Raw genomic sequence first — 15,974 nt, 5'->3', positions numbered from 1 at the left:
CCGACGGCACCTTGGACTTTGCGCCGACGGCCAACTACAACGGCTCGACCAGCTTCACGTACACGGTGACTTCGGGCGGGGCAACCGAGACGGCAACGGTCACTGTCACGGTCACCGCCGTGGCAGATGCTCCGATGACGGTGGACCCGGCCGTTCCGGGTCAAACCTTCGACCCAGCGACGGGCAACTACGCCACTAGCACCACCGAGGACACGGCAGTGATAGGCCAGGTCTCGGCAGTGGACGGCGACGGCGACCCGCTGACGTACAGCGTATCGACCAACGCCGCGCACGGCACGGTGACAGTGAATCCGGCAACGGGCGCCTACACCTACACCCCGACCGCCGATTACTACGGCAGCGATAGCTTCGTCATCAGCATCAGCGATGGCACGGGCAACGTCAGCTTGTCCACCGTTAGCGTGACGGTGTCGGCGGTGGTGGATATTGCCAACGACTCGGTCACGACCAACGAAGACACGACGGTCAATATCGCCGTCAATACGAACGACAGCTTCGAAAACGCGGGCCACGCCATCACGGCGATCAACGGCAACGCGATCATCGTCGGTACGCCGGTTGCAGTGAGCAACGGTTCGGTGACCTTGAAGGCCGATGGCACCTTGGACTTCGCCCCGGCTGCGAACTACAACGGCTCGACCAGCTTCACCTACACGGTCACCTCTGGCGGGGCAACCGAGACGGCAACGGTCACTGTCACGGTTAGCCCCGTGGCGGATGCACCGATGACGGTGGACCCAGCAGTTCCGGGTCAGACCTTCGACCCGGCCACCGGCAACTACGCAACCAGCACTATCGAGGACACCGCTGTGACTGGCCAAGTCTCGGCGGTGGATGGGGACGGCGACGCGCTGACGTACAGCGTCTCCGGCGCGGCTGCCCACGGCACGGTAACGGTGAACCCGGCAACGGGCGCCTACACCTACACGCCGACGGCGGATTACTACGGCAGCGACAGCTTCGTGGTGTCGATCTCGGACGGCACGGGCAACGTCAGCTTGTCGACGGTCAGCGTCACGGTGTCGGCGGTGGTGGACATTGCCAACGACACGATCACTACCAACGAAGACACGACGGTGAACATTGCCGTCAACGCGAACGACACCTTCGAAAACGCCGGCCACGCAATCACGGCGATCAACGGCAGCGCGATCATCGTCGGTACGCCGATAGCGGTGGCCAACGGTTCGGTGACCTTGAAGGCTGACGGCACTTTGGATTTTGCGCCGACAGCCAACTACAACGGATCGACGAGCTTCACGTACACGGTGACTTCGGGTGGGGCAACCGAAACCGCAACGGTTACTGTCACGGTGACCGCTGTTGCGGATGCACCGATGACGGTGGACCCCGCAGTTCCGGGTCAAACCTTCGATCCGGCGACGGGCAACTACGCGACCAGTACCGTGGAAGACACAGCCGTGACTGGCCAGGTGTCGGCCATCGACGGCGACGGCGATCCGCTGACGTACAGCGTATCGACCACCGCCGCGCACGGCACGGTGACGGTCAACGCCGCAACCGGTGCCTACACCTACACCCCGACCGCCGATTACTACGGCAGCGACAGCTTCGTCATCGGCATCAGCGATGGCACGGGCAACGTCAGCCTGTCCACGGTCAGTGTCACCGTCTCGGCGGTCGTCGATATCGCAAACGATTCGGTCACGACGAACGAAGACACGACGGTGAATATCGCCGTCAATACGAACGACACCTTCGAGAATGCGGGCCACGCCATCACGGCGATCAACGGCAGTGCGGTCGTGGTCGGCGCGCCGGTCGCGGTCGCCAACGGCACCGTCACGCTGAAAGCCGACGGCACCTTGGACTTCGCACCAGCTGCGAACTACAACGGTTCCACCAGCTTTACGTACACGGTCACCTCCGGAGGCGCAACCGAGACGGCAACGGTCACTGTCACGGTCACCGCTGTTGCGGATGCACCGATGACGGTGGACCCCGCCGTTCCGGGCCAGACCTTCGACCCGGCGACGGGTAACTACGCCACGAGCACTGCCGAGGACACAGCCGTCACCGGCCAGGTTTCGGCAGTGGACGGCGACGGCGACCCGCTGACGTACAGCGTGTCGACCACCGCCGCGCACGGCACGGTGACAGTGAATCCGGCAACGGGCGCCTACACCTACACGCCGACGGCGGATTACTACGGCAGCGACAGCTTCGTCATCAGCATCAGCGATGGCACGGGCAACATCAGCTTGTCGACGGTCAGCGTCACGGTGTCGGCGGTGGTGGACATTGCCAACGACACGATCACCACCAACGAAGACACGACGGTAAACATCGCCGTCAACGCCAACGACAGCTTCGAAAACGCTGGCCACGCCATCACGGCAATCAACGGCAGCGCGATCATCGTCGGCACGCCGATTGCGGTGAGCAACGGCTCGGTGACGTTGAAGGCCGACGGCACCTTGGACTTTGCCCCAGCTGCGAACTACAACGGATCGACCAGCTTCACCTACACGGTGACCTCTGGCGGGGCAACCGAGACCGCGACGGTCACTGTCACGGTGACTGCCGTGGCAGATGCACCGATGATGGTGGATCCTGCTGTTGCGGGTCAAACCTTCGACCCGGCCACGGGCAACTACGCCACCACCACCACGGAGGACACGGCCGTCACCGGCCAGGTCTCGGCGGTGGATGGCGACGGAGACCCGCTGGCCTACAGCGTCGGCACCGCCGCCGCGCATGGCACGGTAACAGTGAATCCGGCAACGGGCGCCTACACCTACACGCCGACGGCGGATTACTACGGCAGCGACAGCTTCGTGGTGGCCATCTCGGACGGCACGGGTAATGTCACGCTGACGACGGTTTCTGTGACAGTCTCCGCCGTGGTGGATATTGCCAACGATTCGGTCACGACGAACGAGGACACGACGGTGAACATCGCCGTCAACGCGAACGACAGCTTTGAAAACGCCGGCCACGCCATCACGGCGATCAACGGCAGCGCGGTGGTCGTCGGCACGCCGATCCTGGTCAGCAACGGCTCGGTGACGTTGAAGGCGGACGGCACTTTGGACTTTGCGCCAGCTGCGAACTACAACGGCTCGACTAGCTTCACCTACACGGTGAATTCTGGCGGGGCAACCGAAACCGCAACGGTCACTGTCACGGTCACCGCCGTGGCGGATGCGCCGATGACGGTAGACCCGGCGGTCCCGGGTCAAACCTTCGACCCGGCGACGGGCAACTACGCGACCAGCACCGTGGAAGACACGGCCGTCATTGGCCAGGTCTCGGCAGTGGACGGCGACGGAGACGCGCTGACGTACAGCGTATCGACCAGCGCCGCGCATGGCACGGTAACGGTGAACCCGGCGACGGGCGCCTACACCTACACGCCGACGGCGGACTACTACGGCAGCGACAGCTTCGTCATCGGCATCAGCGATGGCACGGGCAACGTCAGCCTGTCCACCGTCAGCGTCACGGTGTCGGCGGTGGTGGACATTGCCAACGACACGATCACCACCAACGAAGACACGACGGTGAACATCGCCGTCAACGCCAATGACAGCTTTGAAAACGCCGGCCACGCCATCACGGCGATCAACGGCAGCGCGGTCGTGGTTGGCACGCCGATAGCGGTGAGCAATGGCTCGGTGACGTTGAAGGCCGACGGCACCTTGGACTTTGCCCCGGCTGCGAACTACAACGGCTCGACCAGCTTCACCTACACGGTGACCTCTGGCGGGGCAACCGAAACCGCAACGGTCACTGTCACGGTCACCGCCGTGGCGGATGCGCCGATGACGGTAGACCCGGCGGTCCCGGGTCAAACCTTCGATCCGGCGACCGGCAACTACGCCACCACCACCACGGAGGACACGGCTGTCACCGGCCAGGTCTCGGCGGTGGACGGCGATGGAGACACGCTGGCCTACAGCGTGGGCACGGCGCCCGCGCATGGCTCAGTAACGGTCAATGCCACGACGGGTGCCTACACCTACACGCCGACGGCGGACTACTACGGCAGCGACAGCTTCGTCGTCAGCATCAGCGATGGCACGGGCAACATCAGCTTGTCGACGGTCAGTGTCACGGTGTCGGCGGTGGTGGATATTGCCAACGACACGGTCACGACGAACGAGGACACGACCGTAAACATCGCGGTCAACGCGAACGACACGTTTGAGAACGCAGGCCATGCCATCACAGCCATCAACGGCAGCGCGGTAGTGGTTGGCACGCCGATCCTGGTCAGCAACGGTTCGGTGACCTTGAAGGCCGATGGCACCTTGGACTTCGCGCCAGCCGCGAACTACAACGGCTCGACCAGCTTCACCTATACGGTGACTTCGGGCGGGGCAACCGAAACCGCATCGGTCACTGTCACGGTCACCGCTGTTGCGGATGCGCCAATGACGGTGGACCCCGCCGTTCCGGGTCAAACCTTCGACCCGGCGACCGGCAATTACGCGACCAGCACCAACGAAGATACGGCCGTGACTGGCCAGGTCGCGGCGGTGGACGGTGATGGTGACACGCTGACCTACAGCGTGGGCACGGCGCCCACGCACGGCTCAGTCACCGTCAACGCCACGACGGGCGCATATACCTACACGCCGACGGCCGACTACTACGGCGCCGACAGCTTCGTGGTGTCGATCTCGGACGGCACGGGCAACGTCAGCCTGTCTACCGTCAGTGTCACCGTGTCGGCGGTGGTCGACATTGCGGACGACACGGTCACGACCAACGAAGACACCACGGTCAATATCGTGGTCAACGGCAACGACAGCTTCGAGAACGCGGGTCATGCCATCACAGCCATCAACGGCAGCGCGGTCGTGGTGGGAACGCCGATTGCGGTGAGCAATGGTTCGGTGACGTTGAAGGCCGACGGAACTCTGGACTTTGCGCCGGCCGCCAACTACAACGGATCGACGAGCTTCACGTATACAGTCACCTCTGGCGGGGCGACCGAGACGGCAACGGTTACTGTCACGGTCACCGCTGTTGCCGATGCACCGATGACGGTGGACCCCGCCGTTCCGGGCCAGACCTTCGACCCGGCGACGGGTAACTACGCCACGAGCACTGCTGAGGACACAGCCGTCACCGGCCAGGTTTCGGCAGTGGACGGCGACGGCGACCCGCTGACGTACAGCGTGTCGACCACCGCCGCGCACGGCACGGTGACAGTGAATCCGGCAACGGGCGCCTACACCTACACGCCGACGGCGGATTACTACGGCAGCGACAGCTTCGTCATCAGCATCAGCGATGGCACGGGCAACGTCAGCCTGTCGACGGTCAGTGTCACTGTCTCGGCGGTCGTCGATATCGCCAACGATTCGGTCACGACGAACGAGGACACGACGGTGAACATTGCCGTCAACGCCAACGACAGCTTTGATAACGCCGGCCACGCCATCACGGCAATCAACGGCAGCGCGATCATCGTCGGCACGCCGATTGCGGTGAGCAACGGCTCGGTGACGTTGAAGGCCGACGGCACCTTGGACTTTGCTCCAGCTGCGAACTACAACGGATCGACCAGCTTCACGTACACGGTGACTTCTGGCGGGGCAACCGAAACGGCAACGGTTACTGTCACGGTCACGGCTGTGGCGGACGCGCCGATGACGGTGGACCCTGCAATTCCGGGTCAGACGTTCGATCCGGCAACCGGCAACTACGCCACCAGTACTGCCGAAGATACCGCCGTCACCGGCCAGGTCTCGGCCATCGACGGCGACGGCGATCCGCTGACGTACAGCGTATCGACGACCGCCGCGCACGGCACGGTGACGGTCAACGCCGCAACCGGCGCCTACACCTACACCCCGACCGCCGATTACTACGGCAGCGACAGCTTCGTCATCAGCATCAGCGATGGCACGGGCAATGTCAGCTTGTCGACGGTCAGCGTCACGGTGTCGGCGGTGGTGGATATTGCGGGCGACACGGTTACGACGAACGAAGACACGACGGTCAATATCGCGGTCAACGCGAACGACACCTTCGAGAACGCGGGCCACGCCATCACGGCGATCAACGGTAGCGCGATCATCGTCGGTACGCCGATAGCGGTGGCCAACGGTTCGGTGACCTTGAAGGCCGACGGCACCTTGGACTTCGCCCCGGCTGCGAACTACAACGGCACGACGAGCTTCACCTACACGGTGACCTCTGGCGGGGCAACCGAAACCGCAACGGTTACTGTCACGGTCACGGCTGTGGCGGACGCGCCGATGACGGTGGACCCGGCTGTTCCGGGTCAAACCTTCGATCCGGCAACGGGCAACTACGCCACTAGCACCACCGAGGACACGGCAGTGATAGGCCAGGTCTCGGCGGTGGACGGCGATGGAGACACGCTGGCCTACAGCGTGGGCACGGCGCCCACGCATGGCTCAGTCACCGTCAATGCCACGACAGGCACCTACACGTACACGCCAACGGCCGATTACTACGGCAGCGACAGCTTCGTCATCAGCATCAGCGATGGCACGGGCAACGTCAGCCTGTCGACGGTCAGCGTTACGGTGTCGGCGGTGGTGGACATTGCCAACGACACGGTGACAACGAACGAGGACACGACGGTCAATATCGCCGTCAACGCCAACGACACCTTCGAGAACGCAGGCCACGCCATCACGGCGATCAACGGCAACGCGATCATCGTCGGTACGCCGATAGCGGTGGCCAACGGTTCGGTGACCTTGAAGGCCGATGGCACCTTGGACTTTGCCCCAGCTGCGAACTACAACGGATCGACGAGCTTCACGTACACGGTGACTTCCGGTGGCGTCACGGAAACCGCAACGGTCACTGTCACGGTGACCTCCGTTGCGGATGCACCGATGACGGTGGACCCAGCAGTTCCGGGTCAGACCTTCGACCCGGCTACCGGCAACTACGCGACCAGCACCACGGAGGACACGGCCGTCACCGGCCAGGTCTCGGCCATCGACGGCGACGGCGATCCGCTGACGTACAGCGTATCGACCACCGCCGCGCACGGCACGGTGACGGTCAACGCCGCAACCGGCGCCTACACCTACAGCCCGACGGCGGATTACTACGGCAGCGACAGCTTCGTCATCGGCATCAGCGATGGCACGGGCAACGTCAGCTTGTCGACGGTGACCGTCACGGTGTCGGCGGTGGTGGATATCGCCAACGACACGATCACTACTAATGAGGACACGACGGTCAACATCGCCGTCAATACGAACGACAGCTTCGAAAACGCCGGCCACACCATCACCGCCATCAACGGCAGCGCGGTCGTGGTCGGCACGCCGATCGCGGTCACCAATGGCTCGGTGACCTTGAAGGCCGATGGCACCCTGGACTTTGCCCCGGCCGCCAACTACAACGGCACGACCAGCTTCACCTACACGGTCACCTCCGGAGGCGCAACCGAAACAGCCACCGTCACGATCACGGTGAGCCCGGTTGCGGATGTGCCGATGGTCGTGGACCCGGCCGTTCCGGGTCAAACCTTCGACCCGGCCACGGGCAACTACGCCGTCAGCACCAATGAAGACTCGCCCGTCTCGGGTCGGGTGTCGGCGGTCGACGGGGATGGCGACCCGCTGGCCTACAGCGTCAGCACCACGGCCTTGCATGGCAGCGTGTCGATCAACGCCGCCACTGGCGCCTACACCTACACGCCAACGGCCGATTACTACGGCAGCGACAGCTTCGTCATCAGCATCAGCGATGGCACGGGTAATGTCACGCTGTCGACGGTCAATGTGACGGTGGCAGCGGTGGTGGACATTGCCAACGACACGGTGACGACCAATGAAGACACCACGGTCAACATCAACGTCAATGCCAACGACACCTTCGAGAGCTCGGGCCACGCCATCATGGCAATCGACGGTAACGCCGTCGTGGTGGGATCGCCGATTCTGGTGGCCAACGGTTCGGTCACGCTGAAGGCGGACGGCACCCTGGACTTCGCGCCGGCTGCCAACTTCAACGGCTCGACCAGCTTCACGTATACGGTCACATCGGGCGGAGGCGTCGAGACGGCGACGGTCACGGTAAGCGTGACGGCGGTTGCCGACGCGCCGATGACGGTGGACCCTGCCGTTCCGGGTCAAACCTTTGACCCGGCCACCGGCAACTATGCCACCAGCACCGCAGAGGACACGGCTGTCACCGGCCAAGTTTCGGCGCTGGACGGCGACGGCGATCCGCTGACGTACAGCGTATCGACCACCGCCGCGCATGGCACGGTAACGGTGAACCCGGCGACGGGCGCCTACACCTACACGCCGACGGCGGACTACTACGGCAGCGACAGCTTCGTCATCAGCATCAGCGATGGCACGGGCAACGTCAGCTTGTCGACGGTCAGCGTGACGGTGTCGGCGGTGGTGGATATTGCCAACGATACGGTGACGACCAATGAAGATTCCACGGTCAACATTGCCGTCAATACGAACGACACCTTTGAAAACGCCGGCCATGCCATCACAGCCATCAACGGCAGCGCGGTGGTGGTGGGGACGCCGATCTCGGTGGCCAACGGTTCGGTGACCTTGAAGGCCGATGGCACGTTGGACTTCGCCCCGGCCGCGAACTACAACGGATCGACTAGCTTCACGTATACGGTGACTTCGGGTGGGGCAACCGAGACGGCAACGGTCAACGTCATGGTCACCGCCGTGGCGGATGCGCCAATGACGGTGGACCCGGCCGTTCCGGGTCAAACCTTCGACCCGGCGACGGGCAACTACGCCACCAGCACGTCCGAGGACACAGCTGTCATCGGGCAGGTGTCGGCAGTGGATGGGGACGGAGATCCGCTGGCCTACAGCGTCGGTACTGCCGCCGCGCATGGCACGGTGACGGTCAACGCCACCACCGGCGTCTACACCTACACGCCAACCGCCGACTACTACGGCAGCGACAGCTTCGTCATCAGCATCAGCGATGGCACGGGCAACATCAGCTTGTCGACGGTCAGCGTCACGGTGTCGGCGGTGGTGGACATTGCCAACGACACGGTTACGACAAACGAGGACACGCCGGTCAACATTGCCGTCAATACAAACGACAGCTTCGAGAACGCAGGCCACGCCATCACGGCGATCAACGGCAGCGCGGTCGTGGTGGGGACGCCGATTGCGGTGAGCAATGGTTCGGTGACCTTGAAGGCCGACGGCACCTTGGACTTCGCGCCGACTGCGAACTACAACGGCTCGACGAGCTTCACCTATACGGTGACTTCGGGTGGGGCAACCGAAACCGCATCGGTCACTGTCACGGTGACTGCTGTGGCGGATGCGCCAATGACGGTGGACCCCGCCGTTCCGGGTCAGACTTTCGACCCGGTGACCGGCAACTACGCGGCCAGTACCGTCGAAGACACCGCCGTTACCGGCCAGGTCTCGGCCATCGACGGCGACGGCGACCCGCTGACGTACAGCGTCTCCGGCGCGGCTGCCCACGGCACGGTGACGGTCAACGCCGCAACCGGTGGCTACACCTACACCCCGACCGCCGACTACTACGGCAGCGACAGCTTTGTCATCAGCATCAGCGATGGCACGGGGAGCGTCAGCTTGTCGACGGTCAGCGTCACGGTGTCGGCGGTGGTGGACATTGCCAACGACACGGTGACAACGAACGAGGACACGACGGTCAACATTGCCGTCAATACGAACGACACCTTTGAAAACGCGGGCCACGCCATCACGGCAATCAACGGCAGCGCGATTATCGTCGGTACGCCGATAGCGGTGGCCAACGGATCGGTGACCTTGAAGGCCGACGGTACCTTGGACTTCGCGCCCACGGCGAACTACAACGGATCGACCAGCTTCACCTATACGGTGACCTCTGGCGGGGCAACCGAAACCGCAACGGTCACTGTCACGGTCACGGCTGTGGCGGACGCACCGATGACGGTGGACCCAGCAGTTCCGGGTCAGACCCTCGACCCGGCCACCGGCAACTACGCGACCAGTACCGTCGAAGACACAGCCGTTACCGGCCAGGTCTCGGCCATCGACGGCGACGGCGATCCGCTGACGTACAGCGTATCGACGACCGCCGCGCACGGCACGGTAACGGTCAACGCCGCAACCGGCGCCTACACCTACACGCCGACGGCCGATTACTACGGCAGCGACAGCTTTGTCATCGGCATCAGCGATGCCACCGGCAACGTCAGCCTGTCTACCGTCAGCGTCACGGTCTCGGCGGTGGTGGATATCGCTGGCGACACGATCACTACTAACGAGGACACGACGGTCAACATCGCCGTCAATACGAACGACACGTTCGAGAACGCAGGGCATGCCATCACGGCGATCAACGGCAGTGCGGTGGTGGTGGGCTCGCCGGTCGCGGTGGCCAACGGTTCGGTGACGCTGAAGGCAGACGGCACCTTGGACTTCGCACCCGCGGCGAACTACAACGGATCGACCAGCTTCACCTACACGGTGACCTCCGGAGGCGCGACCGAGACGGCAACGGTCACCGTTACGGTGACCTCCGTGGCGGATGCACCGATGATGGTGGACCCTGCCGTTCCGGGTCAGACCTTCGACCCGGCCACGGGCAACTACGCCACCAGCACCACCGAGGACACGGCCGTGACTGGCCAGGTCTCGGCGGTGGATGGAGACGGAGACGCGCTGACCTACAGCGTGGGCACCACCGCCGCCCATGGCACGGTGACGGTCAACGCCACGACCGGCGCCTACACCTACACCCCGGCAGCCGACTATCACGGCGGCGACAGCTTCATCATCGCCATCTCGGACGGCACGGGCAACATCAGCCACTCGACAGTCAGCGTGACGATCTCGTCCGTGGTCGACATTGCCGATGACACGATCACGACCAATGAAGACACCCCGGTCAACATCGCCGTCAACGCCAACGACAGCTTCGAGAGCGCGGGTCATGGCATCACCGCCATCAACGGCAGTGCGGTCGTGGTGGGGACGCCAGTAGCGGTGGCCAACGGTTCGGTGACGTTGAAGGCCGATGGCACCCTGGACTTTGCCCCGGCCGCCAACTACAACGGCACGACCAGTTTCACCTACACGGTGACCTCTGGCGGCGCGGTGGAAACGGCAACCGTCACGGTGACGGTGACGGCGGTGGCGGATGCACCGATGACGGTGGACCCGGCGGTTCCGGGCCAAACCTTCGACCCGGCGACGGGTAACTACGCCACCAGCACGTCCGAGGACACGGCCGTCACTGGCCAGGTCTCGGCGGTGGACGGCGACGGCGACACGCTGGCCTACAGCGTGTCGACCAACGCCGCGCACGGCACGGTGACGGTGAACGCCACAACCGGCGTCTACACCTACACGCCGACGGCGGATTACTACGGCAGCGACAGCTTCGTCGTCAGCATCAGCGACGGCAACGGCAACGTCAGCCTGTCCACGGTGAATGTCACGGTGTCGGCGGTGGTGGACGTTGCCAACGACACGATCACGACCAGCGAGGACACGACGGTCAATATCGCCGTCAACACCAACGACAGCTTCGAAAACACGGGCCACGCCATCACGGCCATCGACGGCACCGCCATCGCGGTAGGCACGCCGGTGGCGGTGACCAATGGCTCGGTCACGCTGCGGGCAGACGGCACCCTGGACTTCACCCCGACGACCGACTTCAACGGTTCCACCAGCTTCACCTACACAGTGACCTCTGGCGGCGCGGTTGAAACGGCCACCATCACGGTGACGGTGACGGCCGTGGCGGATGCGCCGATGACGGTGGACCCGGCCGTTGCGGGCCAGACCTTCGACCCGACTACCGGCAACTATGCCACCAGCACCACCGAGGACACGGCCGTCACCGGCCAGGTCTTGGCAGTGGACGGCGACGGCGATCCGCTGACGTACAGCGTATCGACGACCGCCGCGCATGGCACGGTGACGGTCAATGCCGCAACCGGCGTCTACACCTACACGCCGACCGCCGACTACTACGGCGCCGACAGCTTCGTCATCGGCATCAGCGATGGCACGGGCAACGTCAGTTTGTCGACGGTCAGCGTCACGGTCGCGGCAGTGGTGGACATCGCCAACGACACGGTCACCACCAACGAGGACACGACGGTCAACATCGCGGTCAACGCGAACGACGCCTTCGACAATGCAGGCCACGCTATTACCGCGATCAACGGCAGCGCGGTAGTGGTGGGCACGCCGGTCGCGGTGGCCAACGGTTCGGTGACGTTGAACGCCGACGGCACCCTGGACTTTGCGCCCACTGCCAACTACAACGGCGCGACCAGCTTCACCTACACGGTCACCTCCGGCGGCGTCGATGAGACGGCAACGGTGAACGTGACCGTGACGGCGGTGGCGGACGCGCCGATGACGGTGGACCCGGCCATCCCCGGCCAGACCTTTGACCCGGCTACCGGCAGCTACGCGACCAGCACCGTTGAGGACACGGCGGTCAGTGGGCAGGTATCGGCCACCGACGCAGACGGCGACACGCTGGGCTACGGCGTCGGTACCGCGCCGGCGCACGGCACGGTCACGGTCAACGCCACGACCGGCGCCTACACCTACACGCCCACCGCCGACTACTACGGCGCCGACAGCTTCGTCATCAGCATCAGCGATGGCGCGGGCAACGTCAGCCTGTCGACGGTCAGCGTTACGGTGGCGGCGGTGGTGGACATTGCCGACGACACGATCACAACCAGCGAGGACACGACGGTCACGATCGCCGTCAACGGCAACGACAGCTTCGAAAACACGGGCCACGCCATCACGGCGATCGATGGCAACGCCATCGTGGTCGGCACGCCGCTTGCCGTGGCGAACGGCTCGGTCACGCTGAACGTCGACGGCACCTTGGACTTCGCGCCCACGGCCAACTACAACGGTTCCACCAGCTTCACCTACACGGTGACGTCCGGGGGCGCGGTTGAGACGGCAACGGTCACAGTGACCGTGACCGCCGTGGCGGATACGCCGATGACGCTGGATCCGGGAGTTCCGGGCCAGACGTTCGACCCGGCCACGGGCAACTACGCGACCAGTACGTCCGAGGACACGGCTGTCACCGGCCAGGTCTTGGCAGCGGACGGCGACGGCGACACGCTGGCCTACAGCGTATCGACCACCGCCGCGCATGGCACGGTCGCGGTCAACGCCGCAACCGGCGTCTACACCTACACGCCGACGGCGGATTACTACGGCAGCGACAGCTTCGTCATCAGCATCAGCGATGGCACCGGCAACGTCAGCCTGTCCACGGTGACCGTCACGGTGGCGCCGGTGGCGGATATCGCGGGCGACACGGTCACGACCAACGAGGACACCACGGTCAACATCGCCGTTGACGGCAACGACAGCTTTGAGAACGCCGGTCGTGTCATCACGGCAATCGATGGCACCGCGATCACCGTGGGAACGCCGGTCGCGGTGGCCAACGGCTTGGTCACGCTGAACGCCGACGGCACGTTGGACTTTGCGCCGACGGCGAACACCACCGGCTCGACCAGCTTCACGTACACGGTCACCTCGGGGGGCGCCACGGAAACCGCGACGGTCACCGTCAACGTGACCGCCGTACCGGATGCGCCGACCCAGGTGGACCCCGCGGTACCGGGCCAAACCTACGACCCGGTCACCGGCAACTACGCGGTCAGCACCAATGAGGACACGGCGGTCAGTGGCCAGGTGCTGGCGGTGGACGTGGACGGAGATCCGCTGGCCTACAGCGTGTCGACCGCGCCAGCCCACGGCACGGTCACCGTCAACGCCGCAACCGGCGCGTACACCTACACGCCGACCGGCGACTACAACGGCACCGACAGCTTTGTCGTCAGCATCAGCGATGGCACGGGCAACGTCATTGTGTCGACGGTCAATGTGACGGTGGCCGCGGTGGCCGACATTGCCAACGACAGCGTCACCACGCTGGAGGACACGACGGTCAATATTGCCGTCAACGGCAACGACAGCTTCGAGAACGCCGGCCACGCCGTCACGGCGATCAACGGCAACGCCCTGCTGCTGGGCACGCCGATGGCGGTGACGAACGGTTCGGTGGTGTTGAAGGCCGACGGCACGCTGGACTTCATCCCTGCGTCCAACTTCCACGGAGCCACCAGCTTCACCTACACGGTCACCTCGGGTGGCGTAACGGAGACGGCCACGGTGACGGTCAACGTCACGTCGGTCAATGACATCCCCGTGCTGTTGGGCAACCGCGTCGGCGGCCAGGTGTTTGATCCGAACACGGGCGAATTCACGGTGCCGACCTTGGAGGACACGCCGGTTTCCGGCCGTGTGGCGGCGCTGGATACCGACGGCGAACCGCTGAGCTACGCGGTCAGCGGCTTGCCCGCCCACGGCACGGTGACGATCAACGCCGCCACGGGCGCGTATGTCTACACGCCAAGCGGCGACTTCCACGGCAACGACCGCTTTGTGGTGACCATCGCGGACGGCAGCGGCGGCACGTTGCAAGCCGTGGTGAACGTGAGCGTGGCGGCGGTGGCGGATATCGCCGACGACACGGTGACGACCCTGGAGGACACGCCCGTCAATATCGTCGTCAACGGCAACGACACGTTCGAGAACGCCGGGCACGCCGTCACGGCCATCGATGGAACGGCCGCGACGGTGGGGGCGCCGATAGCGGTGGCAAACGGCGTCGTGACGCTGCGCGCCGACGGCAGCTTGGACTTCACGCCCTCGGCCGATTACAACGGCACGACCCAGTTCACCTACACCGTCACGTCCGGCGGGGCCAGCGAAACGGCCACTGTCACCGTGAACGTGACGGCGGTGAATGACAGCCCGGTGGTACCGGCCGTCACGGTAAGTCTGCCGCTGGGAGGCGGCAGCCTGGATGTGCCGGCGAACCGGGGCTTGCTGGCCGGCGCGTCGGACGTCGATGGCGACCCCTTGTTTGTGGCCGACGTCAGCGTGGATGGTGTGCCGGGAAGAACGCCGGCCGGCTCGCCCCTGGCGCTTCCGGGCGCGGGTACGTTGCTGGTCAGGTCCGACGGCAGCTATGTGTTCACGCCGTCAAGCGGCTTTACGGGCGAACTGGTGGTGCGCTACCGCGTCAGCGACGGCAACGGCGGGTTCACGGAGTCGACGTTCACGCTGCGCAACTCGGCATCGTTGTTCACCGAGCAGGACGACTTGCGCTTCGTAGAGGGGGCGGGAGCAAGCGAGTCGGCCATCGGCGGCAATGGCGGCATGGTGGCCAGCGAGGTGAACTCGGTGTTGATCCGGGCGGCAAACGGGCTGGGCTCGCTGGACGGCACGCCGGACTTGCAGCAATCGGGTGGAGCAGTGCTGCTGGCCGTCAATGGCGTCAACAGCCTGGACCACCTGGGAAGCTTCACGGGGGTGGGGGCGGTGCTGCAAGCGGTCAACGATATCGACTCGCTGAATGGCATCGACGACATCGGCGCCCGGAGTGGCTTGCATCAGCTGCTGGGCTCTGGCCTGGGCGGCGGGCTGGGAGACGGGCAGGCGGTCTTGTCGACGCTGCCGCTGGGAGCAGGCTTGCAGCTGGACCTGGTGGGGCGTGGCGATCAGCTGCTCTTCATCGTCAACGGCGGCGACGGCAAGGCGGACATGCGCATCACGCTGGCCAACGGCGCGGCATTGCCGGGCTGGGTGCAAGCGGATGGACGTGGCCTCTTGCTGATCAACCGACCGGCCGGCATGGAAACGCTGAGCCTGCGCCTGACTCCCAGGTCTGGGCCCGGAGCCGGGGTGGGCCGTGTCATCACGCTGGATTTCCTGTCTGGCACGATGCGCGAACAGCGCGCGCCGGCCGATCCGGTGTTGCGTCCGCAGACGACGCCGGATGCCAAGCCGGGTGCGTCGCTGGCCGCGCCGGAACGCTTGGCGGGGGCACCGTTCTCGGTGCAACTGGCCCAGGCGGCGCGCCAGCATGACGTGGAGGACATCGCCTTGATGGATCTGCTGGACTGA

General features: G+C 64.8%; 1 protein-coding gene (cut by a window edge). It reads left to right on the top strand.

From position 1 onward, the window contains the following. Positions 1-15,974: the 3' portion of a tandem-95 repeat protein gene (locus YH64_RS07360; RefSeq protein ID WP_185975342.1), read on the top strand. Its footprint begins 13,006 nt before the window's first position; only the last 15,974 of its 28,980 coding nucleotides appear in the window; its start codon lies off the left edge, out of view; its stop codon occupies positions 15,972-15,974.

The sequence above is a fragment of the Achromobacter sp. LC458 genome (genome assembly GCF_001005835.2).
GTDB lineage: Bacteria > Pseudomonadota > Gammaproteobacteria > Burkholderiales > Burkholderiaceae_B > Achromobacter > Achromobacter spanius_B.
The sequence above is the reverse complement of the archived record's forward strand: the minus strand, read 5'-3'. Positions and strand labels throughout refer to the sequence as shown.